Genomic DNA, 24,786 nt, shown 5'->3' on the forward strand with positions numbered 1-24,786 from the left:
GCGCCTGCCGTGGTCGAGCAATAGCCGTTCCACGCGGCGCGCCCGCGTCGGCGGCGGTTCGAGCCGGTGGCATGCCGGTTGCGTTTCACATGCATCCCCACCACGGAACCCACCATGACGACGAAGACGACAAACACGAGTTGCATGCCGGATCTGCATCTGCATACGCCGATGCCGCCGGAAATCGACCCCGACGCGCCGCCCCCGACCAGCGATCCCGATCCATCGCCGCCGCCCGACGATGTGCCGCCGAACGACCCGGATCGTGCGCCCGACGGTGATCCGCCGGGCAGGCCGCCGCCACAGAGCGTCGCGTTCCTGTCTCACGCGCTTGCGCACACCGAAGGTCCGGCGCGACGGTTGTAAGCGCAAATTAATCCAGCGGTCCGGTAATTGCGGGGCTTCGGCTAAACCGGTGCGCAGGCACCGCCAACCGTTGAGGAGTCAGCATGAGCACCGACCCTACTGTCGAACCCACGTCCGAGAGTCCAGCGCAACGCGCATCCACCGCGCCCGATAGCGCGCCCATCAAGCCATATCGCCACGCTGCCGGCGGCTGGGGCTCGGTCAAAGCGGTCGCGTCGATCCTCGTGCAGGAACACGTGACGTTGAACGGCAGCCGCATCCTTGCGCAGCAGAACAAGCCTGACGGCTTCGCCTGCGTGAGCTGTTCGTGGGCCAAACCCGCGGACCCGCATCTTTTCGAATTCTGTGAGAACGGCGCGAAAGCGACCGCGTGGGAAATCACCAGTAAACGCGTCGACGCGGATTTCTTCGCCAGCCATACGCTGAGTGAATTGCGCTCGTGGAGCGGCCTCGAACTCGAATCGCGCGGGCGGCTGACCACGCCGATGCGCTGGGATCCCGTCACCGACCGCTACGTGCAGACCACCTGGCAACATGCATTCACCGAAATCGCGAGCGAACTGCAAGCAATGGATCCGAATGAAACGGTGTTCTATGCGTCAGGCCGCGCATCGCTCGAAACGTCCTACATGTACGCACTATTGGCGCGCCTCTACGGCACCAACAACCTGCCGGACAGTTCGAACATGTGTCACGAAAGCACTTCGGTCGGCTTGCCGAAGTCGATCGGCGTGCCGGTCGGGACCGTGCAACTCGAAGATTTCGAGCATACCGACTGCATGCTGTTCTTCGGCCACAACACCGGCACCAACGCGCCGCGCATGCTGCATCAGTTGCAGGATGCGCGCAAACGCGGCGTCGAAATCATCACCTTCAATCCGCTCAAGGAACGCGGGCTCGTCACCTTTGCGAATCCGCAGTCGCCGCTCGACATGCTCACTCCGGCCGACACGCGGATCAGCACGCAATATCATCAGGTAAAGATTGGCGGCGACGCGGCAGCGATTGCGGGACTCTGCAAGCTGCTGATCGAATGGGACGACGACGCGCAACGCAACGGTGAGCCACGCGTGCTCGACGCCGCTTTCATCGCGGAACATACGCATGGCTTCGAAACCTTCGCCCAGGCCATGCGCGCGACTTCATGGGAGGAGATCGAACACCACTCGCACCTCAGCCGCGCCGCGCTCGAAGACGCGGCACGCGTCTACGCGAAAGCGAATGCCGCGATGGTGCTGTACGGCATGGGCATCACCCAGCACCGCAGCGGCGTGCACAACGTGCAGATGCTGTCGAACCTGCTGCTTCTGCGCGGCAATATCGGCCGCCCGGGCGCGGGCATCTGCCCGATTCGCGGTCACTCGAACGTGCAGGGACAGCGCACGGTCGGCATCACGGAAAAGCCGGAACTCGCGCCGCTCGACAAGCTGAAGGAGCTCTACGGCTTCGAGCCGCCGCGCGACAAAGGCATGACCACGGTCGATGCCTGCCGCGGCGTGCTCGACGGCAAGGTCAAAGCGTTCATCGGCCTGGGCGGCAATTTTCAGGTGGCGATTCCCGACCACCATGTGATGGACCCCGCGTGGCAGCGTCTGCGGCTCACGGTGCAGATCGCCACCAAACTCAATCGCAGCCATCTGCTGCACGGCGAGGTCGCCTATCTGCTGCCATGCCTCGGGCGCATCGAGGTCGACCGGCAGGCGAGCGGCGAGCAATGGGTCAGTGTGGAGGACAGCACGGCCTGTGTGCATGGCTCGCACGGGCTCGCCGAGCCGGCCGGCGACATGCTGCTGTCGGAGCCCGCCATCGTCGCGGGTCTTGCCAAGGCGCTCTTGCCGCGCAACCCGAAGATCGATTGGGACGCTTGGGTCGGCGACTACTCGCTGGTGCGTGACGCAATCGAGCGCACCTATCCGGATCAGTTCAAGGACTTCAACGCGCGCTTCAAGCAACCCGGCGGCTTTCACCGGCCGCTCGCGGCCTGCGAGCGCAAATGGAAAACGGAGAGCGGCAAGGCGAATTTCATCGTGCCCGAGACGCTCGACGAAGACGCGGATATGCCGGCGCGAGGCCCGGACGTGCTGCGCCTGATGACGGCCCGCGGCGACAGCCAGTTCAACACCACCGTCTACGGCCTCGACGACCGCTTCCGCGGCGTGCACGGTAGCCGCAACGTGCTGCTCATGCATCAGGACGACATGGCGCAGCGCGGTTTCGCGGAGGGCGACGCGGTGTGCATCTCCACCGTCTCGAACGACGACGTGACGCGCGAAGTCGACGGCATGCATGTCCACGCGTTCGACATTCCGCGAGGCTGCATCATGGGCTATTACCCGGAATGCAATCGCCTGATTCCGCTCTCGCATCACGCGGAATCGAGTCAGGTGCCGGCGTCGAAGTCGATTCCGGTGCGGCTGCGCAAGTCGGCGGTGAGCGAGGATCGGGTGGCGTAAGAAAGTACAAAGGGCGCGCCGGCATGAACCGGGGCGCCCTTTCTGCCATGCCGAACTACCCGTTCTCTACACCGCGTCAGAACTGATGCAGCATACCCACGTACGCACCGGTTTGCGATTCGCCCACCAGCGGACTCGTATTGTTGCTCGCGTCGCGCGGCGATGCTTCGAGCGAGAAATTCGAGTTGCTGCCATTGCGCACGTAGCCCACGGTGCCGTACAGGAAGGTGCGCTTCGACAGATTGTAGGTGGTGCCGAGCACGTACATCATCGCGTGTCCAGAGGGGTCGTGCGCGGCATCGCCCGAACCGTCGCCGACCTTCACGTAGAAGCCGCCCGCCGTCATGGCCCAGCGCGGCAGAAAGTTGTAAGTGGCGCCGAGCCAGTAGTGATCGGCCGAGTCGGCGACACCGACCGGCGAATCGGGCGCGGAGTAATGCGTGTAGGCGCCCTGGATCTTCACCGCGTCGAAATGCACGTTGACGCCGGCAAAATATTCGCGCGATGCCTGGAAAATGTTGCTGAAGCGGCCATTGTTGTCGCGCAGTTCGTCGTAAATGCCGCGCACGTCGAAGAGCGGCGAGTGATAGGTCAGCATGATGCCGTCCGAGCGGCCGAATTCGCCGGCCGCGCCGCTGTTGAACGCGCCCGCCTGATTGCCGAACGCATATTGCGCCTGCACATCGAAGCCCCAGAATACCGGGCTGTGATACTCGACGTTGTTGCTGGTTTGCTGCCAGTTGCGCCCACGCACGAGCGAGGCCGATGAAAACGCCTGCTGCACGAACGGATCGAATTCCCAGACACCGTCGCTGTCGATAAACAGATTGCGGCCGGCCTGCAACGTGCCCCACTGCTCGCTTTTCAAACCGGCAAAGGCGCGCCGCGACCAGAGCCGCCCGCCGCTCGTCGTGCCGTTCATGACCTGCAAGCCGGTTTCGAGGTTGAAGACCGCACTGAGGCCGCCGCCCAGATCTTCGTTGCCTTTGAGGCCCAGCATGCTGGTGCCCCAGTCGCCGCCTTCGGCGCTCCAGCGGCTCGAACTGCCGCCCGCGCCATTGTTGATGTGATTCAGGTATTCAAGGCCGGCGTCGAGGCGGCCATATAAGCTCACGCTGGTTTGACCGTATGCCAGCGGACTTGCCACGGCGAGGGCCGCCATTAATTTTGTATGTAGTCTCATTGTTGTGCCGTCAATTTTTGTGTCCACGCTGCGGGCCAATGCGGACTGCGGATGCTTTTCAACAAGATCGGCGAGAAAGATGTTTGTAAAACCATAGCGCCGGGTCCGACGAACTATAGGCGACAGGCGCTTCATGGCCTATTCGTTTGACGCAATAAATATTTGCCCGGCATGCGCTCGACAAACCTCGCTTGCAAATGGATCGGGAAGATCAAAATACGCTCAAGATAAGATAGTCCGTGATTCGGCCTCAGCCAAATTGCAATGCATGATTCGTTATGGACTATTCAACCTCTGCCATGAATGCAACCGAACTGACCGAAGACGAAAACCTTGGCCTTTACCAGCGCGCCACGGAGAACGGCGCGGAATGGTGGCGCGTCAGCGTGGCCGACCGGCCGGAAAACTATCGGCTCGAACATGGCGTCGACCGTGACGGGGGCGCGGGCGCGGTCGATATCGATCTCGTCGTGGACGCGGAAAATCTGCGCGCGAAGCTGAAGAAATGGCGCCGCGAAGGCTTCGCGATGGACACGGACAACGCCGGCAGCGAGCAGTCCGCAGCCGGCCGGGTCGCCTTCATGCCGGAATTGCAGCGCGCCGCGGCGCGGGCTTCGGCGGCCAGACATCGGCAGCGGGAAGGCACCGGCGAGACCGTGCGCATCGGTCATGTGGAGGTGCCGTGCGGCGTCGACAATCCGCTCGTGCCGCGCATCAATCCGGCCTATCTGTTCTCCGAGCGCTTCAACGACATTGTCGAGGACATCGTCGAGAACCGGCGTGTCATGCTTATCGGTCATACCGGCGCCGGCAAGACCAGCCTGATCGAACAGGTCGCGGCGCGTTCGCGCCACGGCGTGCTGCGCTCGAACATGAACGGGCAAACCACCGTCGGCGACTTCGTCGGCTTCTGGACCGTCAAGGGCGGCGAGACGCTGTGGGTCGACGGCGTGCTGCCTACGGCCATGCGCGAGGGCCTCTGGCTGATCGTCGACGAAATCGATTTTGCCGAACCGTCGATTCTCGCCGCCCTCACCGCCGTGCTCGAACCGCACGGCCGCCTCGTGCTGAAGGAAAAAGGCAACGAGATCGTCGCGCCGCATCCGGCCTTCCGCCTGTTCGCCACGGCGAATGCGGTCGGCGCGATGAGTCAGTTCCGCCATCTGTATCAGGGCGCCAATCTGATGAACGAGGCGTTTCTGGATCGCTGGCGCGTGTATCTGCTCGACTATCTGACGCCCGCCGAAGAAGCCGACGTCCTGATCGCGACCCTCGCCCCGCATATGACGCGCGCGCTCGCCACCACGCTCGCCGCGATTGCCGCCGACTGCCGCGCGGCGTTCGCTCGCGAAGATCTCTCGAGCGCGTTCTCCACGCGGCGGCTGCTCGACTGGGCCGAACTGATGCTGCGCACAGGCGATCCCGAACGCGCCGCCGGGCCGGCCCTCTACGCGAAGGTGAGCCCGGAAGACGCCGCGTTGATTCGCGGCATCATTCGTCATCACATCGCGCCGGCCCCTGAAGCGTGAGCGCGGTGCATGCAAGCCGCGACACGCGCGGCTTCGCCTTCGAATCCACGCTCGCCAAGGTCGCCCGCGTGCTGACCGGGCAATATGGCGTGGCGGTCGTGTTCAGTCCGGACGGCCCGCGCGTGGAGCCGGGCCGCATTGTGATTCCCGACTACGAGTTGCATGGCGAGGTCGAGCGCGACGTGCTGATCGGCTATCTGGATCTGCTGGTGGCGCGCGCCAAACATGCGTCGCTCGCGCAACTCGACGCGCTGCCCGCGGGCGTCGCGGCGAATCTCGCGCAAGTAATCGACGACCGTCGCGTCTGCGCGCAGTTGCTCGACGAATATCCGGGCGCGCGCTGGTTCATCGGCAAGTTGCGCCTGCATGCGGCCGAGCGCGTACGGCGGCGCTGGCCGAAGCTGCACTGGCGCGACCGGCTGGTCTGGCTGGTCGAGCGCGCGATGTGGAACGAACCGCCCGCCCCGATCGAAGCGAGCCATGCGCTGCTCGCTGCCTTGCATGCCGCGGAGGATCTGCTGCACGAAGCGCGCGCGAGCCGCTCGACTGAGCAAAGCATCGCGGCGGCGCAGGCGCTGGTGGCGCGCGTGCGCGCGCTGTCGGCGGGTGAGGCGAACAGCATGATGTTCACCGCGGATCCAGTCGAGGACATCGATACGGAAACGGCGGCTTCGTCGTCCGCGCCGCTCGATGGTGACGACGCCGCGTTGCCCGGTCAGGACAGCGCAAATTCGCCGCCGTCCGACCGGAGCGGCGGTACGCAGGCGGACAACGCGGTCGGTATGGGTCAGTCGCTAACGGATGCGCGACAGCCGTCCACGCGCTCAGATGGCGAAGCCCGAGACGGAACCTCGAGCGTATCGCGGGCCACGCTGTCGATTCCGCTCGCCACCGAATTCGACGACATCCGCGATCTCACGGGCCAAGGCGACAGCGCCGTGTGGCGCGAATTGCGCGCGCAGGCTCGCGCGGACACCGCGCCGCTGAAGGAAAAGCTCGAACGCGCGCTGAGCGCCGACGAGCGCACGCGCTGGCGGCGCGAGCAGGAGCGCGGCGAGATCGATCGCACGGCGCTGGCCAGGCTCGCGACCTCACCCGGTTACCGCACGCCGTTTCGCACGCAGCGGCCCGCCAAAGGACGCGATGTCGCCGTGACGCTGCTGATCGACCGCAGCGGCTCGATGGCCGGCCGCAAGATCGAACTCGCGCGCCAGTGCGCGGCTGCGTTGTGCGACGCGCTCACGCAACTGTCGTTCGATTGCGAAGTGCTCGGCTATTGCTCGGTCGAATCCGCGCCCATGAAACAGCTCTACGAGCGTCAACTCGCCGGCGGCGCGGATCTGCGGCGCTACAACCGCTTTGTCGAACGGCTCGATCTCAAAGTCTATAAACGCTTCGGCGCAACGGACCTGAGCGGGATCGCCGCGATCGACTGCGGCCACGAGAATCCGGACGGCGAGGCGCTCGCCTGGGCCGCGACGCGCCTTGCCGACCGTCAGGCCGAACGGCGCATTCTGATGATGTTCTCCGACGGTTATCCCTCCACCGGCGACGGCGATCCGCAGGTATTGCGCAGCGATCTGCGCGAGCGCGTCGCGGCCATCGGCAAGCGCGGCATCGAACTGGTGGGAATCGGCGTGCTGACGGACGCGGTCGAGGACTTCTATCCGCACAACGTGGTGGTCAGCCGCCTCGCCGACCTGCCCTCGACCGTGTTCTCGGTGTTGAGTTCGATGCTGCTCACGCGTTGACGCCGCCGCTCGCGCGGTCCACGCAAGTCACGCCGCCTGCGGCTTGAACGGATATCGATCGATCACACCGCCGCGCGCCACCACCGCCGTGCTCTCGGGAATCTCTTGCCACCAACCGGGAAGGTCGGCGAGCGGCTCGGACAGCACCAGAAACGCATGCTCGCCGGCGGCCACGATACGCGGATCGTCGGGATACAGCGCGTGCAGATGCTGAAACGACGTGCTGTGAAACAGCGAACGTGACTGCCCCTCGCTCGAATAACGCACGGCGACGATCTGCTCGCCGTCGGTCGCGCACACCGTCATGTTCAACGGCTCTTCCACGCCGTGCTTGCGACCGGTTTCCTCGACGAAGGCCACCATCCGCTCCAGCGCGGTGACGGGCGCCAGTTCCAGACCGAAGCTCAGCGCGAGAAAAAACATCACCTCGGAATCGGTCGAGCCTTCAATGGACGGAAACAGATCCGGGTCGATCGCCAGCATCAGGTCGCGGCGCACGGACGGATAGTTGCGGATCAGCCCGTTGTGCGCGAAAAGCCAGCGCCCATAACGGAACGGATGGCAGTTGGTTTCCTGCGAAGGCGTATCCGTCGCCGCGCGGATATGCGCAACGAACAGCGGCGCGCGGATCGCCCGCGCGGCTTCGCGCAGATTGCGGTCGCTCCACGCCGGCTGGATGCAGCGGTAGCGATACGGGATATCGGTCGGATGGCCGTACCAGCCGATGCCGAAGCCGTCGCCGTTGGTCGTGGTGTGGCCGAGCCGCGAATGCAGGCTCTGGTCGATCAGGGAATGTTTTGCGTTGAACAACACCGTTTCGAGCTGAATCGGGTTGCCGGTATAAGCGAGCCAGCGGCACATGAGGTTCTCTCCTGTCGGGTCCCGTGCAAGAAAATGGCTGTCGGGTACGCATAAGCGCCCCCGGCACAGCGTGCCGCCGGGTGCGCGTCTACTTCGCTACAGGCTGCATCGTCGCGATCGGAATCAGGAATTCGGAGAAGCCGGTCAACATGATCTGCACGCCGATGCACAACAGCAAAAAGGAAGATACACGCATGGCGACCTTGGTGCCTTCCACGCCGAGGTATTTGGCGAACACCACCGCGCGGCTATAAACCAGATACACGGTGACGGCCACTGTCAGCGAGATCACCACCGACGCGATGCTCGAAATCACGAACTCCGAGAGCTTGTGCGTGCGGTTCGCGGTCAGCGCAACGGCGGTCGCAATCGAACCCGGTCCGGTGGTCAACGGAATGGTGAACGGGAAAAACGCTTTCGACATCGCGTTGTCCGCGTCCACCCGCTTGACCGCCGGCTTTTCGGCCGGCTGCGTGTCAGGCGCATTGAGCATCTGCCAGCCGCCCACGGCGACGGCGAGCCCACCGCCAATGCGCAGCGCCTGCATGGAGATGCCGAAAAAATGCAGGATCGGCGTACCGATGAAAAACGCCACCAGCAGCACGCACATCACGTTGATGGCGATCTTGCGGGCGAGCGCGGTGCGCTCCTCCGTGGTCAACGAAGCAGTCCGGTCCAGGAAGACGAATGCAATGCCGATCGGGTTGATGATGCTGATCAACCCGGTAAAGCCAAACAGAATGTCCGAGATCAGACTTTCGACCATATGCGTTCCGTGTCGAGCGACGGCTCGGGCGGCTGCATTGCGCACCAGCCGCGCCGCGCCATGTTGATGAAGCCGGACTCTCTCCGGCGCGCCGGATGTTGCCTGACTGTTGCTTGCGTTGCGTGGCGAGATGATATCGCGCCGCGCCAGCCAAAGCGGTAAAAAGCAGGCGCCGAAGGCGGCGTGCCGCAGCCCTCCACGCTATGCACGCCGCCTTGCAGCGCAGCAACCGAGCGCATAAAGATGCGCCCGCAACTTTCAGAAAGCCTACACTTTTTTGACCAGCTTTACGGGACCGAAGCATCCGGCATACAGTCCCCAGCGAAGCCGCACTTTCAACGAGACGTACTTACCGGTTCGAGGAGTTGCCCCCATGTTGCTTCGTGTACTTGCCGCGCTGCCGTTCATCGGCATTCTGCTCGGTGTTCCGTTTGTGAATCGTGTCGAGCCGCTGATGCTCGGCATGCCGTTCGTGCTGGCCTGGATCGTCATGTGGGTCGTGCTCAGTTCGATCATCATGGCGATCGTCTACCGTCTGGATCCGTCCAACCGTCAGCTCGCCGCCGATGGCGAGGAGGTCAGTTCATGAGCGCACTCGTCATCATTGCGGCCATCACGCTGTTTGCGCTTTACCTCGGGGTGCGCGCCAAGCGCGGCCACGACATGAGCCTCGAGCAATGGACCGTGGGCGGCCGCAGCTTCGGCACCGCCTTCGTGTTCCTGCTGATGGCCGGTGAAATCTATACGACCTTCACCTTTCTTGGCGGCAGCGGCTTTGCTTATGGCAAGGGCGCGCCGGTCTATTACATTCTGGCGTACGGCACGCTCGCGTACATCCTCTCGTACTGGATGCTGCCGCCCATCTGGCGCTACGCGAAGAATCACCGCCTCGTCTCGCAGCCGCACTTCTTCACGCGCAAATACGACAGCCCGGCGCTCGGCACGCTGGTCGCGCTGGTCGGCGTGGCCGCGCTGATTCCCTACCTCGTGCTGCAATTGAAGGGGCTGGGCATCATCGTCGCGACGGCCTCGTACGGCGCGATTTCGTCGACGGCGGCCGTGTGGATCGGCGCCTGTGTGGTGACGGCCTATGTGATCGTCTCCGGCGTGCGCGGCTCCGCGTGGAATTCGGTGGTGAAGGACATGCTGATTCTCGCGATCGTGCTGTTCCTCGGCATCTATCTGCCGCTGCACTATTACGGCGGCTTCGGCGACATGTTCCGCGCCATCGACGCCGCGCGCCCCGGCTTCCTGACCTTCCCGGCCAAGGGCTCGAGCGTGACATGGTTCCAGTCGACCGTGCTGCTGACGGCGCTGGGCTTCTTCATGTGGCCGCATACGTTCGGCTCGATTTTCACCGCGAAAGACGAACGCATTTTCCGTCGCAATGCGATGGTGCTGCCGCTGTATCAGCTGATTCTGCTGTTCGTGTTCTTCGTCGGCTTCGCGGCGACGCTGAAGGTGCCGGGTCTGAAGGGCGGCGACATCGACCTCTCGCTGTTCCGCCTGTCGTTGCAGACCTTCGACCCATGGTTTGTCGGCGTGATCGGCGCGGCCGGGATTCTGACCGCGCTCGTGCCGGGCTCGATGATCCTCACGTCCGCGTCGACGTTGCTCGCCAACGACGTCTATCGCGGCATGGTGAGCCGCAACGCCTCGGACGCCACGGTGGCGAAGCTTGCGCGCTTCCTCGTGCCGGTGGTGGCGCTGGTGGCGGTCGGCTTCACGCTGCAAGGCGGCGAAACCATCGTCGCGCTGCTGCTGATGGGCTACAGCTTCGTGACCCAGCTCTTTCCGGCGGTGATCTGCAGCCTGCGTCCGCATAACCGCGCGACGAAACAAGGCGCGTTTTGCGGGATTCTGGCCGGCGTGGCCGTGGTGGCCGTGACGACCACGATGCACCTCAGCATCGGCCAGTTGATGCCGTTCCTGCCCGATGCCTTGAAGGACATCAATATCGGCTTCCTGGCGTTGGCGGTGAACATCATCGTGTTCGCGGTGGTGAGCGCGATGACGCAGCCGCGGCCGGTCGAGCAGACGCACGCGCCGGTGCATTGATACAGACTTTGCGGATTGCGTAGTGAATGAAGGGCTGTCGTTCCGACGACAGCCCTTTTTATTTTCAGACGCCGCTCCGGCTTCTGAAATTAAGTGTCAAACCTACACACGAATGAAAAAACCGCGCTTCGGGCGGCCAGGCGTCAAGCCAGATAAATAGGCCTTTCAAGCCAAAGATTCGCCCATCCGCACTGCAACACAAACCCACCTCGCCGCCCCCTGCAAAACCGCGGACCTCAGGCACACCCCTTGCTGAATAGACGCGTCCGCGAATTCCACCGCACTGTGCAAGTGCAAAAAACCCGTCCTTGGGGGCCACTTTGCCGCTTAACGTTCTTCTCGTCGCTTCCGAAGCCCTGCCGCTCGCCAAGTCCGGCGGCCTCGGCGACATGGTCAGCGCCTATGCCGCCGCGCTGCGCGATGCCGGCGTCGATGTCTCGATCCTGATGCCGGCTTATCCGGCCGCGCTCGAACGCGCGGTCGACGTCGAGCCCGTCGCGCGCATGACCGGCCTGCCCGGCGGCGACGCGCGGCTGCTGCGCGGCCAGATGCCCGATACCGGCGTGCCGGTGCTGCTTCTGCAAATGGACCACCTGTTCGCGCGCGAAGGCCTCTATCGCGATCCGCAAGGGCGCGACTATCTGGACAACCTCACGCGCTTCGCCTCGCTCGCGGCAGCGGCCGCGCGAGTCGCGCGCGGCGTGCGCAACGTGAAGCGCCCCCACATCGTGCACGCGCACGATTGGCATGCAGGACTCACGCCGCTGTACCTGCGGCTTGCGGGCGTCGCCGCGAAAAGCGTCTTTACGATTCACAACCTGGCGTTCCAGGGCAATCATCCGCTCGCCATGGGCGGCTGGATCGGCGTGCCGCCCGAATTGCTGGCGCCCGCGCTGTCCGACGAACGCAGCATCGAGTTCTACGGCTCGCTGAGCATGATGAAGGCGGGCATCGTCCATGCGGATCGCGTCACGACGGTCAGCCGGCGCTATGCCCGCGAGATCCTGACGCCGCGCTTCGGGCACGGCATGGAAGGCGTGTTGCAAGCCCAGGCCGGCAAGCTGTCGGGCATCGTCAACGGTATCGATACGAGCGTGTGGAATCCGGCGACGGACAAACAGATCGCACGCCCCTACTCCGTCGATGACACCGCTGGCAAGCAGGCCTGCAAGCGTGAGCTGCAGCAGGCCTTCGGTTTGACGCGCGATCCGTTCGCGCCGCTGGTCGCGATCGGCAGCCGTCTGACCGAACAGAAGCTCGCCGATGTCGTCGTGCATACGCTGCCGGCGCTGCTGGAACGGCATCCCCGGCTGCAGTTCGCGATTCTCGGCCAGGGCGAGCACGGTCTCGAACAGGCATTGCAGGACGTCGCGGCGGCGTGGCCGGGACGCGTGGGCGTGCAGATCGGCTATGACGAGCGGCGTGCGCACATGCTGCATGCGGGCGCGGACATTCTGCTTCACGGCAGCCGCTTCGAACCGTGCGGACTCACGCAACTCTATGCGATGCGCTACGGCACGATCCCGGTAGCCTCGCGCGTCGGCGGTCTGGCCGATACGATCGTCGACTATGCACCGCACGATCCTCGCGGCGAACATAAGGCGACGGGTTTCCTGTTCGACGGCGAAAGCCCGGACGACGTGATGCATGCGCTCGGCCGCGCGCTGGCCGCGTTCGTGCAGCCGTCGTCGTGGCACGTGTTGCAGCGCAATGCGATGAGCCGCGAGTCCGGCTGGGACGCGTCGAGCGCGAACTATCTCGCGTTGTACGCGGATCTGGTGGACGCACGTCCGGCGCTGCGCGATACGCAAGTTCGCAAGAGCCCGGTTCGGGTCCATACGGCGGCCGCCACGGGTACACGCAGGGAAGAGTTCAACGCGGGCATCGGCGAGATGGCGCGTAGCGCCTGAACGGTTTTGACGCACTCGGGCGCGCCGCGGCGCGCGCGGCACGGTATGCTTGGCGGCCTATCTGTGTTTCGTGGAGTTGCCGATGCAGCCGCCCGTTCTCCGAGTCGCTCGTCCTACCAACAATCTGCGTAAGGTTGCTGATTTCTATACGCGGGGCTTGGGCTTCGAAGTTCTCGCGAGCTTCGAGAATCATGAAGGTTTCGATGGCGTCATTGTCGGACGGCGCGACTGCCACTGGCACATCGAATTCACCCATCAGCATGGCGTGACCGTCGAACGCGCGCCGACCACCGAGCACCTTCTCGTGCTCTATCTCCCTGAACACGATGCATGGAGCGCGGCCGTCGGCCGGCTCGAAGCGCTCGGCGTGCCGGCGTGCGCATCAGAGAATCCTTACTGGGACCGTCAAGGCAAAACGTTCGAAGATCCGGACGGGTATCGGATCGTTTTGCAGCAAGCGGCGTGGGTATAAACAGAAGCTGCTTGACGAGCTAATGCCACTGTTGGGCAAGCTGCTGCGTGCGGAAGCTTGCACCGCGAGGCCCGTTTCCTGGGCGCTGGCGCATGGGCATCCGCCGGGAACGGGGGTAGACTGTCCGCCGGATCGAAACCGGACCTCAAGCCACTATGCACAGCGACTCCACCCCTTACGTGCTTTACTATTCGCCCGGCGCGGCGAGCATGGCCGTGCACTGGATGCTGATCGAACTCGGCATCTCGTTCGAATCGCAACTGATCGACATCGACGCCGGCCGGCAGCACGACCCGGCGTATTTGCGGCTCAATCCCGCGGGACGCGTGCCCACACTGGTCGTCGACGGCACGCCGCGCCACGAATCGGCGGCGTTGCTGATGCTGCTGGCCGAGCGGCATCCCGAGGCGGCGCTCGCCCCGGAGCCGGGTTCCGTCGATCGCGCCGCATGGCTCGAAATGATGATCTATCTCGCCAACACGATTCTGCCCGCCATGCGCGACTGGTTCTATGCGGACTCCGACGGCGACCCTGCCGGCGCCGAAGCGGTTCGCGCGCTGGCCTGCCGTCGTCTCGACGCGGCGTGGGACAAGCTCGATGCCCATCTCGGCGCAAGCCACGACTATCTGGTCGGCGACAAGCTTAGCACCGCCGACTTCATGGCCGTCATGCTGATGCGCTGGACTCGCAATATGCCGCGTCCCGCGCTCGGTTGGCCGAATCTCGCACGTTATATCCGACAGCTGCGCGCGCGGCCTTCGTTCATTGAATTAAATGCGCGCGAAGGCCTGACCGAATGGCGTAACGAGGAACAGTGACGCGCGCTTGATCGAGATCGCGCGGGTGCCGGTTTGCTGTGGCCTCACTCGCGCGAGCCGTCTCTCGTGTCGCGCACTTGATTGTCGTGACCGTCTCCGCAGCCCGGCGTCAAGTCGGCCGCTTGCCGATGATCACAATGCCGCGTGAAAGTCCGCTCACGCTATCCACCGCCAACGCGCCCGCGTACAACTGCGCGATCGGCACCCAGACAGCTGGATATTTATAGCGCGCCACGTCGAGCAGCAACGCGCTGTCGCTCGCCGAGTCGTACGCAGCGAGCGGCGACCAATGTCCGCCGCCCGCCTCGCCGATCTCCACGCGCCTGAAATTCAATAGCACGAAGCGGTCGCTATGGCCCGTGGTCGCGCGCACCAGATCGCGGAACTGGCCGAGCGACAGGTCCGCCGCGTGATATTTCCTCACCTCGACCGGGAAGGAATTCAAAGCCGTGCTGAGCTGATCGAGCGTCATGCCCTCCTGCGAAACCTTGGCGGCGTTGGCCACCTGTGGATCGATGCCGTGGAAGAAATCGTCCTGCGAGAAGAACGGGAAGTCGGGGTACTGCGTCGATTGGGGCCGGCGGATGCCCAATGCGTTGAGCGCCATGACCGAGGTCGCGACGGAGCAATAGGCCTGGTTGCGCTGGGTTTCGAAATACTGCGAGAGGGGCCAGTACGACTGGTTGGAGCTGGAGCTCGTCAGCCGCTTCTGGCCGGCCGGCTGCGCCAACGCGACGAGGTTCGGCGGCACCGGCAGCGGGCCGTCGGCCGGACGCGCGGAGGCCTCGCTAGTGGGGCGAACAGCGGACTGACCGGCAGACTGAATGACGGCCGGCGGAACGGCGGCCTGACTGCTGGCCGGCGGCACCGGCGCACACGCGGTTAGCGCCGCGGCCATAACGGTGACGATCCATTCAGGCCGGCTCAAGCGCCCGATGGCGCGCATCAACGAATATTTGAACATGGATTTTTCCGCTGTGGATGAACCCGGATGACTGCGGCGGCGCCGGCGCGTGCATCGACGCGCGCGTGTAAGCCCCGATTTTGTAACACGAAACAAGACTCGGCGTGCGCGACGGTGCACGCGCTTTGGCCCGCGATGCGCGCTTCTCCCCTACAATGCTGCAGCATTTTCCCACCGACTCTCGCCCATTACCGGCGAGGTCAACCCCACGGAACCGCTGGTCGGATCATGACAATCCAGTCACCCTGCATCGACATTTGCAAACTCGACGGCGAAACGGGCTTCTGTCTCGGCTGTCTGCGTACGCGCGACGAAATCCGCGCGTGGAAGACCATGAGCGACGACATGCGTCTCGCGGTCATCAATGAACGGCCAGGCCGGGAAGCGATACTGAAACGGGCGACGCAAGGGGCGCAAGCGGCGCATCCGGCACCCGAGACTCAAACGTCCTGAGCGCGCCGCTCACTCAACCCGGGCCGCGAACGCGTAACCGTCTTTGCCGCCGCGCTTGACGTGATACATCGCGTCGTCGGCGGCGGCGACGAGGCGCTGATAATCGCTAACGGGATCGGGGTAGCTGGCAATACCGATGCTCGCTCGCACCACGCCGATGCCCATCTCCGCGTCGGTCTCGACCACGCACGTTATCAGCCGTTGAGCAATCTCGGCCAATTCATCCGCCGTCGAATACTCCCGAATCAGCACCGCGAATTCGTCGCCGCCAATACGCGCGACGATATCCCCTTTGCGTACCGACTCGCGAAAGGACCGCGACACCGCAACCAGGAATTCATCGCCGACGCGGTGACCGAGCGTGTCGTTGACCTGCTTGAAGCCGTCCAGATCGACATACAGCACGGCGATCTGGCGAGACGTCGGGCCAGCGTGTAAATGCGCCGCCACGTCGTCGAGCGTGGCGAACAGGTTGCGCCGGTTCGGCAAGCCGGTCAGGGAATCGTGCAACGCCGCGTACTCGAATTCGTGCGATTCGCCCGCCAGTTGACGATTACGTTTCGCGTACATGCCGAGCGCGGTGAGCAACATGCAGAACAGCAGCGCGGCCAGCGCGATCAATACGTTCGCCACATGGGCAATGCGCAGGCGCACGTCGGCGCCATCGGCATCGCGTTGCGCGCGCCAATACGACTGGATCGTGGCAAGCAACGCATCGGTGCCGTTCAGACTGGCATCGGGCGCCAATGCCGATGGCGGCATCCGCGGCGCCGCCGATGGGCTCGCATTCACCAATGCCGCGAGCGACTTCAGGCGATCGGCGAGTTCGATACGTGCATGGCGGTAACCTTGCGTTTGCGCCTGGCTGTCGCCGGCTTGCTGCTGCGCGTGTTGCTGCCATACGTCGACGATTGCGCGAGCACTTTCCGCGCGCTCCGCCGCTTCGAGCACGAGGCCGGCGTATTCCTGCTTCAACTGATCCGAGAAGATGGTCCGGATCTGCAACGCGAGATAAAGCAGGCCCACGAGCAGACAAAGCAGTGACGCGCCGGCGAGCATGGCGGGAGCGCGTCTGAATGGGCTCATGAAAGCGCCATCTGAACCGGCCCGTCCGGCACGACGCGGCTCACGGATGGGAATAGATGTCTTGCCGATTTGCGTTGCCATGTTGCCGGTAATTCACACGACGAAAGAAGAGTCCCATGCGGGCGAACAGGTTGTTTTTGTGGCGCGCGTTTTCAGGCGCGCGGCGCTCCTGCGGCGCGGCGCGACCGTCCTTGCCGGGATGCGACGCGGCGACCTGCTGCGTCGGTGCAGCGCTGGCGTTCGCGGACCGGCGCGCGGGCGTGGGTGGGGGCGCCGTAGAAGCGGACGTGCCGGATGCCACATTGGCAACACGCACAGGCTGCGCCGCGAAGGCCTTGGCCTTGACCTCGCCGGACCAGGACGCGAACTGCCCGCCCGCTTCCGGGTCCGTGCCCGCTGGCGATGCCGGCGTGGTCGCGCCGCTCGTCGCCATTACCTGAGACGAAGGCAGCGCTGGCACCGGCTTGGCCGACGCGATTGCGGCCGGGACCGCGGTCGCACTGGCGTTTTTCGCCATCACAGCCGCCACAGCCGCGTTCGCCGACACACCGTTGCCGAGCGCCCGGCGTGCGCCGGCCATTGCTTCGGCGTACGCCTGCTGATCGTGGTTGAACCAGACGCTATACGCCACCGTGCCCAACACGCCGATCGCAAGCGCGCTGGCCGCGGCCATGCACATCGCGAGGCGTCCGAACCTCGGCGGCGGCGTGGCGGAATTTGACAGACCGCTCGCCTGGCCGCCGGCATGCTGGCCATCGAGCACCGATTTTGGCGAGTCAGTATCGTTGTACATCGCAATACGCTCCGGAATCCTTACGTTCGGCCGGCAGGCCGACTTTATTCAGACGATTTCAGCTGCATGCAAAGCCTCTCGAAGCACGCAACCTGCCCTTCGCACGACGACATCAACACGGCAATGCTGCGCTTTAAACGCAGTCTTTGCGAGGCAGTTTTGCGCGAAAGAAACATGTAAAGCCTTCCACACCGCGCATAGCTACGCGCAATGTGCGCGAGAGACGCGCCGGGCGCCCTGACAAAACATGCAGGCGCACGCGGCAGGGCTCCGCTCGTGGCTGCGATCATGCGGCCAGCACTTCAGGCACAGTGGAGGTGTCAACGCTTCGGGGATTGCATTTCAAACGCAAGCGCTGTTCCCGACGGCCTGCTTCGCAGCCAGGCCAGTCTTTTCGGAAAGCGTCTGCCTCAGCGACCTGCCGTACCGGCTCCAGCAGAAACTGCCGGTCACGCCGTACGCCCGCGCGGCATTCTGGGGCGGCAACCAAAAGCACTACTCGGATTTTCCGGTTTATTCGCCTACTGTAGAAGCCGCTGAACAAACCGCTGAAACTGCCTGAGCGCATGCGCTTCGCTTGCCTCGCTTGCCTTGTTCGTGGCGAAGGCGCTCACCCAACCCGGAGATTGTTAATGTCACGCACCATCATGTTTGCGAAAGCCGGTGGCCCTGAAGTGCTCGAATTCATCGAGACGCCGGTGGTCACGCCTGGTCCGCACGAAGTTCGCATCAAGGTCGAGGCCATCGGCCTGAATCGCGCCGAGTCGATGTGGCGCCGCGACGCCTATATCGAGCCCGTCCGGTTTCCCGCGGGACTCGGCTATGAAGCCGCAGGCGTCGTCGATGCGATCGGCGCCGACGTCACCGGCATCGCGCCCGGCGACAAGGTCAACGTGATGCCGTCGTTCTCGATGAACCAGTACTTCACGTATGGCGAAGTGATCGTCGTGCCGGACAGCGCGGTCGTGAAGCATCCCGAGTCGCTCTCGTCCGCCGAGGCGGCATCGGTCTGGATGATGTTCGTGACAGCCTACGGCGCGCTGATCGAAGACGCGAAGGTAGGCCCGGGCGACTTCGTCATCGTGCCCGCCGCGTCGAGCAGCGTCGGCCTTGCCGCGATTCAGATCGCCAACTACGCCGGAGCGACGTCGATCGCGCTCACGCGCACTTCGGCGAAACGCGAGCGGCTGCTCGAAGCCGGCGCCGCGCACGTGGTCGCGACAGGCGAAACCGATCTGGTGGCGGAAGTCATGTGCATCACGGACGGCAAAGGCGCACGCGTGGCGTTCGATCCGGTCGGCGGCCCGAGCTTCGCGAAGCTGCTCGCGGCGCTGTCGTTTCAGGGCATCGCCTACATCTATGGCGCGCTGAGCGAGGAAGCCACGACGCTGCCGTTGCTCGACATGATCGCCAAGGTGCTGACCGTGAAGGCCCATAACATCTGGCTGACGAGCGGCGACCCCGTACGGCAGAAGGCCGCGGTGGACTATGTGCTGAAAGGCTTCGCGAGCGGCGCGCTCAAGCCGGTGATCGACCGCACCTTCAGATTCGACGACATGGTGGAGGCGCATCGCTATCTGGAAGAGAACGGCCAGTTCGGCAAGATCGTCGTGACGCTCTAGACCGGCCTGGCGGATTCGAGCGCCGGTTCGCCGCGCGTGCAGCGGGAGCGGTTTCGTCGGCGAGGCAGTTTTCCACGAACGCGGTGATCCTGAGCCGCCCTTGCATGCGCACCGGCCCTGGCCGCAGTCTGTAGACGGCTCCTGCAACGCTCACGCTCACTGCACCGTGATCGTCTCCTTCATATTCGGATGAATGCCGCAGAACACCTTGTACACGCCAGGCTTGTCGAACTTGAACTGGTACGTGTCGTTCTGGTCGAGCGCGGCAGAGCGGAACATGCCCGAGTCGTTCACTACCGTGTGCGGCTCGCCATCGAGATTCTTCCACGTCACCGTCGAACCGGCTTTGACCGTCATCTCCATCGGCACGAACATGAAATTCTTGATGGTGACCGTGTTGGGCGTCTCCGCGCGCGCCACGGACAACCCCGACGATGCCGCGAACAGTGCCGAACTCGCGGCCATTGCGAGCAAAACGCGGCGAATTTTTTTAGTTTGCATAACTGATCTCCTGTAATAGAAAAGAACTGACGTTTAAACCAGCGTCGTGTCGTCGAGCGTGGCCTTGAGCGGATGCCGGGCAATCTTGATGCTGGTCACACCGAGCATTTTCGGAAGCTGATCGCTGGGCACCGTCAATGGTCCAGGGCCGGTGCCGTTGCCGGCGGTCGGCTGCGGATAGGCGGTCGAGCGCGCCGTATGGAACGTGATGTTGCCCTCCACTTTCGACACGATCTGATGGATGTGGCCGTTCAGAACGGTCACCGAGCCGAAGCGTTTCAGATAGCTCATCGCCTGGCCCGCATCGCCGGTGCCCCAGCCCCACGGCTCGTAGATCGTCCACATCGGCATGTGCGCGAACACGACGATCGGCGTGCTGGACGAGCGTCCTTTCAGATCGTTTTCGAGCCACTCGAGTTGTTCGTCGCCGAGGCCGCCCAGGCCGTTGGGCTTGAAATGCATGACGTTGACGAGGCCGATGAAATGCACGCCCTGATGGTCGAAGCTGTAATAGCCCTTATTGTCCGAGGCCTTGCCGAAGCGGCTGAAGTATTCGGTTCCCGGGCCGTCCGTCACGTCGTGCTCGCCGGGCACGGTGTGCAATTCAGTGATATTCAGACCGGACATCAGCTGGGCAGCCAGATCGAACTCCGACGCCTTGGACAGATGCGTGATATCGCCGGTATGAATCGTCAGCGCGGGTTTGACCGGCATCGCGTTGACGTACTCGATGGTCTGTTTCAGCGTGCCCGCCACGTCGGGATTGGCTTCCTTGTTAAAGCCGATGTGCGAGTCGCTGATCTGCAGGAAAAGCGGCACACCGCCTTTTGCGGCGGAGGAATTCTGGTCGGCCGCGAGTGCCAGCTCCACCGGCGTGAGAATGCCGCCCGTCAGAACGAACACCGTGCCGAGACCTCCGAACGCAAGGCATTTGAGTGCGCCGCGCCGCGACGCGTTGAATGAATCATGTGATGACATGTTGACCTCACGTTTAAGAATCGCAGTCGAGCCGTGGATGATCCGGCGGCCCTCGCGAGTCGTTCGTCAGGCATGACCAGGCCGGCGTCGGTTTTATTCCAGCTTCGATCAATGAGTGGATGAAACGCCCTGCGCGCTGATGGATGGACAGAGGGTCTTCCGACGTGGCGGGCGAACGCACGGCCCGCGTCGAGCGTTTGCGCTGCCCAAGCGACTCATGCCTGACAGGCATGCCCGCCAGCTTATAAAGTCTTTTTACTCCGCCCGGAAAGTCACTAAATTGCACTCAAGGCAACGATTCAGGGCCGATCGCAACGCGATCAACCCGCTGCGGCCCGCTTCGCCCCATACCGCAAACACATACCCATCAGGAGTTTGAAATGAGCCAGCCCGTCATTCTGATCACCGGCGCACTCACCGGCATCGGCCGCGCCACTGCTGTCGCTTTCGCCGAAACCGGCGCCCGTCTCGTCGTCTCCGGCCGCCGCGAAGCCGAAGGCAAGGCACTCGAAAAAGAGCTGCGTGAACTCGGCGCGGACGCCCACTTCATCCAGGCTGACGTACGCCGCGACGAGGAAGTCGCCAACCTCGTCGACCAGACGATCGCGCGCTTCGGCCGCCTCGACGCCGCCGTCAACAACGCCGGCACCGAAGGCCAACCTGGCGCGATCACCAGTCAAACCGTCGAGAGCTACAGCGCGACGTTCGACACCAATGTGCTCGGCACGCTGCTCAGCATGAAGCACGAATTGCGCGTGATGTCGGCGCAAAAGAGCGGCAGCGTGGTGAACGTTTCGTCGACGTACGGTCACGAAGGCGCGGCCTTCGCTTCCGTGTACGCCGGCAGCAAGCATGCGGTGGAAGGCATGACCAAGTCGGCGGCGCTCGAAGTGGCGTCCACCGGCGTGCGGGTCAACGCCGTCGCGCCGGGGCCGACCGATACCGGCATGCTCGACCGTTTCACCGGCACACCGGAGAACAAAGCCGCGCTCGCCGCCAAGGTGCCGCTCGGCCGGGTCGGCCAGCCGGTCGATGTGGCGCGCGCCATCGTGTTCCTGGCATCGGAAGCGGCGTCGTTCGTCACGGGACAGATCGTGACCGTCGACGGCGGCAAGACGGCCGGCTGATCGCCGCCCGATCGCAGCGGCGCGCGGCCAGGAGCGCGCGCCGCGAAGCATCATTCATAGGACTATCAACATGACTACCGAAACATTGACGCTTTACCATTCCACTGCGTCGCCGAACTCGCGGCGCGTACGCATCTTTCTCGCTGAAAAAGGCGTGACGGTCACGCTCGCGGCGGTCGACCTCGGCAACCGCGAACAGCACGGCGACGCCTATCGCGCGATCAATCCCCGGCGCGTGGTGCCGACGCTGGTGCTCGAAGACGGCACGTCGATCGGAGAGGTGCCCGCCATCCAGCGCTACATCGAGGACGTCTATCCCGACACACCGCTATTCGGCACCACGCCGAAAGACAAGGCGCTGATCACGATGTGGGAACGGCGCGCGGAACAGGAGGGATTTGCCTCGGTGATGGAAGCGATCCGCAACACCGCGCCCGGTTTGAAGGGCCGCGCGATTGCCGGCCCGCATGACTACGAGCAGATCGCTGCGCTCGCCGAGCGCAGCCGGCAACGGGTCGTCAATTTTATGGCGGACCTCGACGAGCACCTGAAACACTCCGCGTTCGTGGCGGGCGAGCGCTTCTCGGTCGCCGACATCACCGCGCTCGTGACGATCGACTTCGCCGCCAAAGCAATCGACATGCAAGTGCCGGCTGATCTGAAATCGCTCAGGCGCTGGTACGACACAGTGTCCTCGCGACCCAGCGCTACGGCGTGACTTGTGGCGGCATCTGAAGCGGCATCTGAAGCGGCATGAAAACAGCGGCCCGCATCGCTGCAACACGATGCGGGCCGCTGGACTACCCGGTACGGCCGCTTATTGGCCTTGCTGCGCCTGCGGCTTCAGTTTGAACTTGCCCTGATAGCGGATCGTCGGACGCTGCGACTGCGTGGTCGGCGCCGTCATCAGCAACTGGCGCGCAAGCGGTGTCGCCGCCGGGCTCAGCGAGCCGATACTGGTGACGCGCGACGGATCCGCGAGACCGTTGTTCACGAGCAGCTTCGCTTCGAGTTGCAGACTGGTCAGCAGGACCGGATCCTTCAGCGCACTACCCTGCGCGAGCAACTGGCTCCACGCGTTGTTGCTGTAGTTGGTCACGTAGTAATCGAGACCGCTCGGATCGGCGAGCACAGCAGAACAGCCGTTCAGACGCACCTGCGTTTGCGTGTCCTTCATCGCCAACGTCTTGCGCGACGTGAGGCCGTCGCCGTACGCGAGCGTCAACGGGATAGTCCACTGGGTGCCCGGATACTGATTCTGATTCGGGAACGGCGACTGTTTCAGCGTGACCACAGTCTGGTTGGTCGTCAGATCGCACTGGGTGTCGAGCGTGATCAGCGGCACGCCTGTTTGCCGCACGAAGCTGTCGCCGATCGCCACCATCGGCTGGCCGCTAGCCTTCGACAGTTCGTCCCACAAACGCCTGGGCGTAACGTTGCCAAGGGAGTAGTCGGCGAGATATGACTGCAGGCCCTTGCGCATCACTTCTTCACCCAGGTAGTTCTCCAGCATCTTCAGCACGTGACCGCCTTTGTCGTACGTGAAGGCGCTCGCGCTCAGCACGAAGTCGTTCGACGCCCAGCCGTTGAAGTTCGGCTGCACCGGGAACGCCGTGGACTTCAGGTCGGCGTTGATCACCGCGTACTTGTTCTTCACGTCGTCGACCCAGCTGAAGCGGTCCGGGAAGAAACGCACCTTGGTCTTGTTCTCGAAGAACGTCGCGAACGACTCGTTTAGCCAGACGTCGTCCCACCAGTCGAGCGTGACCAGATCGCCGAACCATTGGTGCGCGGCTTCATGCGTGAGCACCGTCACCCCGTAGTCGGACATGGTCGTGCCCGGTGCCGGCAGAATGTCATCGGCGAATTCAAGAATGGCGCCCCAGTTCTCCATGCCGCCGAAGTTCAGGTCCTTCTGCTCCTTGAACGCGTCGTTGGCCGCGATCGTGTCGAACTTGGTAAGGGGCAGCGAAATGCCGGTGTAGCGATAGTAGTAATCGAGTGCCTGCTTGGTCTGCTGCATGGCCGGTTTGGCCCAGTCACGCATGCCGGGCGGCGTGAAAATCCGCAGATGCAGACCTTTGCCGTCGGGCAGCGGGCTCGTGAAGTCGTCTTCGAGAATGTCGAACTGGCCGCCGCCGAAGAACAGCAGATACGACGGCATGGGCGGCGTTTTCTCGAACGACACCAGCTTGTAGCCGCTATCCACGTTCACCGCCGGTTTCTCGGCCGCATTCGAGACCACGTTCCAGTTCTGCGGGACCTCCGCGCTCACCTCGTAGGTGGGCCGGAAAGCCGGCTCGTCCCAGCCGGGGAACCATTGACGCGCGAGGTTCGATTCGCCTTGCGTGAGGATCGCGCCGCTCGTCGTGCCGTCGGTCGACTTCAGGTCGACGCGGAACACGCCTTCGGCCGCGGAGCAACCCGGATAGGGATCGTCGCCGCAACTGCCGCCGGTCTTCGCGACCGGATCGTCATAGGTCTTGAAGTTGATGATCCCGCTCCACTCCATGTGCAGCGAGTAGTTGCCGGCGGCGATCTGCCCGCTCGCGGGGCGCAGTTGATAGAAGTCGCCGTCGTCCTGGGGCGTGGCGATTAACGGAATGTTGCCCGGCTGAAGGGTGATGGTGCCGTTGGTGAACTTGACGCGGTGCCCAGCGATCGTGATCGCGTTGACGGCCTTCTGCACCTTGATCTGCACGTCGGCGCGGCCGTCGAACGAAGACAGCGCGGGGTTCGGCCGGAACCATAGCTTGTAGTTGAGCGGCGTGACCGTGTCCGGCAACTCGACCGGCGGCACCGTCTTGTTGATCGAGGTGTCGGCCACGACCGGCGCGGCGGGCGGGACCAGCGCCACTTCGGAGGCGCCTGACGCGGCCGCGGGCGCCTGCCCGGATTTGCTCGTCAAGGCAGACGAGCCGTCGCTACCGCCGCATCCCGCCAGAATCGCAACTCCGGCTAATGCGAGGCACTGCATCTGCAATCGGAAATTTATACGCATGATTTAATCCTCGACTGACAATATCGGCAAAAGAAAGTGCGTTGAGTGCTTAAGCTGGATTTCTCTTTTTTCAGCGACAAAGGTCTCCCGCACT

General features: G+C 63.8%; 22 protein-coding genes. 13 read left to right on the plus strand and 9 right to left on the minus strand.

What is annotated here, in order from left to right; all coding sequences use genetic code 11:
- Nucleotides 1-114 precede the first annotated feature (114 nt).
- Nucleotides 115-366 (plus strand): hypothetical protein, encoded by a 252-nt coding sequence (locus B0G82_RS35185; protein ID WP_121310592.1) that lies wholly within the window; start codon nt 115-117, stop codon nt 364-366.
- 83 nt (nt 367-449) lie between these two features.
- Nucleotides 450-2,819: an FdhF/YdeP family oxidoreductase gene (locus B0G82_RS35190; RefSeq protein WP_241974971.1), complete on the plus strand. Its 2,370-nt coding sequence runs from the start codon at nt 450-452 to the stop codon at nt 2,817-2,819.
- A gap of 76 nt (nt 2,820-2,895) precedes the next feature.
- Here the strand turns inward: B0G82_RS35190 and B0G82_RS35195 are convergent, their stop codons facing one another.
- The gene (locus B0G82_RS35195; protein ID WP_116144971.1) at nt 2,896-3,981 is read right to left on the minus strand and encodes a porin; all 1,086 of its coding nucleotides are present in this window, start codon (nt 3,979-3,981) and stop codon (nt 2,896-2,898) included.
- 320 nt (nt 3,982-4,301) lie between these two features.
- On the opposite strand from B0G82_RS35195, the gene B0G82_RS35200 reads away from it, so the two are divergent.
- Both B0G82_RS35200 and B0G82_RS35205 read left to right on the plus strand, forming a co-directional pair.
- Nucleotides 4,302-5,531, plus strand: coding sequence for an AAA family ATPase (locus B0G82_RS35200; RefSeq protein ID WP_121310594.1), 1,230 nt, complete (start codon nt 4,302-4,304; stop codon nt 5,529-5,531).
- A complete protein-coding gene (locus tag B0G82_RS35205; RefSeq protein WP_121310596.1) occupies nt 5,528-7,282 on the plus strand; it encodes a cobalamin biosynthesis protein CobT in 1,755 nt (584 codons plus the stop codon). Before B0G82_RS35200 ends, B0G82_RS35205 begins: the two co-directional genes overlap by 4 nt.
- Before the next feature lie 27 nt (nt 7,283-7,309).
- On the opposite strand, the gene B0G82_RS35210 is transcribed toward B0G82_RS35205, so the two are convergent.
- Both B0G82_RS35210 and B0G82_RS35215 read right to left on the minus strand, forming a co-directional pair.
- Complete coding sequence (locus B0G82_RS35210; RefSeq protein WP_121310598.1) at nt 7,310-8,143, minus strand: class II glutamine amidotransferase; 834 nt, start codon at nt 8,141-8,143, stop codon at nt 7,310-7,312.
- Nucleotides 8,144-8,231: 88 nt separating this feature from the next.
- Nucleotides 8,232-8,909, minus strand: coding sequence for a MarC family protein (locus B0G82_RS35215; RefSeq protein ID WP_106278405.1), 678 nt, complete (start codon nt 8,907-8,909; stop codon nt 8,232-8,234).
- A 373-nt stretch (nt 8,910-9,282) separates the two neighbouring features.
- Between B0G82_RS35215 and B0G82_RS35225 the strand changes: the two genes are divergently transcribed.
- From B0G82_RS35225 to B0G82_RS35245, 5 genes are all read left to right on the plus strand, one after another.
- Entirely contained in the window at nt 9,283-9,498 is a 216-nt protein-coding gene (locus tag B0G82_RS35225) for a DUF3311 domain-containing protein (RefSeq protein WP_116144978.1), read from the plus strand.
- Complete coding sequence (locus B0G82_RS35230) at nt 9,495-10,967, plus strand: sodium:solute symporter (RefSeq protein WP_116121740.1); 1,473 nt, start codon at nt 9,495-9,497, stop codon at nt 10,965-10,967. Before B0G82_RS35225 ends, B0G82_RS35230 begins: the two co-directional genes overlap by 4 nt.
- Before the next feature lie 320 nt (nt 10,968-11,287).
- Entirely contained in the window at nt 11,288-12,877 is a 1,590-nt protein-coding gene (gene glgA / locus B0G82_RS35235; RefSeq protein ID WP_121310601.1) for a glycogen synthase GlgA, read from the plus strand.
- Nucleotides 12,878-12,959: 82 nt separating this feature from the next.
- Nucleotides 12,960-13,349, plus strand: coding sequence for a VOC family protein (locus B0G82_RS35240; protein WP_121310603.1), 390 nt, complete (start codon nt 12,960-12,962; stop codon nt 13,347-13,349).
- A 155-nt stretch (nt 13,350-13,504) separates the two neighbouring features.
- Entirely contained in the window at nt 13,505-14,167 is a 663-nt protein-coding gene (locus tag B0G82_RS35245) for a glutathione S-transferase family protein (RefSeq protein WP_121310604.1), read from the plus strand.
- Nucleotides 14,168-14,276: 109 nt separating this feature from the next.
- On the opposite strand, the gene B0G82_RS35250 is transcribed toward B0G82_RS35245, so the two are convergent.
- Nucleotides 14,277-15,131: a phytochelatin synthase family protein gene (locus tag B0G82_RS35250; protein ID WP_121310606.1), complete on the minus strand. Its 855-nt coding sequence runs from the start codon at nt 15,129-15,131 to the stop codon at nt 14,277-14,279.
- A gap of 228 nt (nt 15,132-15,359) precedes the next feature.
- Here B0G82_RS35250 and B0G82_RS35255 point away from each other — a divergent pair, with 228 nt between their 5' ends.
- Nucleotides 15,360-15,584, plus strand: a complete 225-nt coding sequence (locus B0G82_RS35255; protein ID WP_121310608.1) for a DUF1289 domain-containing protein — start codon at nt 15,360-15,362, stop codon at nt 15,582-15,584.
- Between the two features lie 9 nt (nt 15,585-15,593).
- On the opposite strand, the gene B0G82_RS35260 is transcribed toward B0G82_RS35255, so the two are convergent.
- Together B0G82_RS35260 and B0G82_RS35265 are read right to left on the minus strand one after the other, a co-directional pair.
- Nucleotides 15,594-16,670, minus strand: coding sequence for a GGDEF domain-containing protein (locus tag B0G82_RS35260; RefSeq protein WP_121310609.1), 1,077 nt, complete (start codon nt 16,668-16,670; stop codon nt 15,594-15,596).
- A 40-nt stretch (nt 16,671-16,710) separates the two neighbouring features.
- A complete protein-coding gene (locus tag B0G82_RS35265; RefSeq protein ID WP_121310611.1) occupies nt 16,711-17,463 on the minus strand; it encodes a hypothetical protein in 753 nt (250 codons plus the stop codon).
- 632 nt (nt 17,464-18,095) lie between these two features.
- Between B0G82_RS35265 and B0G82_RS35275 the strand changes: the two genes are divergently transcribed.
- A complete protein-coding gene (locus B0G82_RS35275) occupies nt 18,096-19,085 on the plus strand; it encodes a zinc-dependent alcohol dehydrogenase family protein (RefSeq protein ID WP_121310612.1) in 990 nt (329 codons plus the stop codon).
- A gap of 156 nt (nt 19,086-19,241) precedes the next feature.
- On the opposite strand, the gene B0G82_RS35280 is transcribed toward B0G82_RS35275, so the two are convergent.
- Both B0G82_RS35280 and B0G82_RS35285 read right to left on the minus strand, forming a co-directional pair.
- A complete protein-coding gene (locus B0G82_RS35280; RefSeq protein WP_116144998.1) occupies nt 19,242-19,586 on the minus strand; it encodes a cupredoxin domain-containing protein in 345 nt (114 codons plus the stop codon).
- A 33-nt stretch (nt 19,587-19,619) separates the two neighbouring features.
- The gene (locus B0G82_RS35285) at nt 19,620-20,564 is read right to left on the minus strand and encodes a metallophosphoesterase (RefSeq protein ID WP_116145000.1); all 945 of its coding nucleotides are present in this window, start codon (nt 20,562-20,564) and stop codon (nt 19,620-19,622) included.
- 380 nt (nt 20,565-20,944) lie between these two features.
- On the opposite strand from B0G82_RS35285, the gene B0G82_RS35290 reads away from it, so the two are divergent.
- Together B0G82_RS35290 and B0G82_RS35295 are read left to right on the plus strand one after the other, a co-directional pair.
- Entirely contained in the window at nt 20,945-21,691 is a 747-nt protein-coding gene (locus B0G82_RS35290; protein WP_116145002.1) for a glucose 1-dehydrogenase, read from the plus strand.
- Nucleotides 21,692-21,761: 70 nt separating this feature from the next.
- A complete protein-coding gene (locus B0G82_RS35295) occupies nt 21,762-22,409 on the plus strand; it encodes a glutathione S-transferase (protein ID WP_121310614.1) in 648 nt (215 codons plus the stop codon).
- A gap of 99 nt (nt 22,410-22,508) precedes the next feature.
- Here the strand turns inward: B0G82_RS35295 and B0G82_RS35300 are convergent, their stop codons facing one another.
- Nucleotides 22,509-24,692: a M1 family metallopeptidase gene (locus tag B0G82_RS35300; protein ID WP_121310616.1), complete on the minus strand. Its 2,184-nt coding sequence runs from the start codon at nt 24,690-24,692 to the stop codon at nt 22,509-22,511.
- Between the last annotated feature and the right edge of the window lie 94 nt (nt 24,693-24,786).

Source organism: Paraburkholderia sp. BL17N1, from assembly GCF_003634175.1.
Taxonomy (GTDB): Bacteria; Pseudomonadota; Gammaproteobacteria; order Burkholderiales; family Burkholderiaceae; genus Paraburkholderia.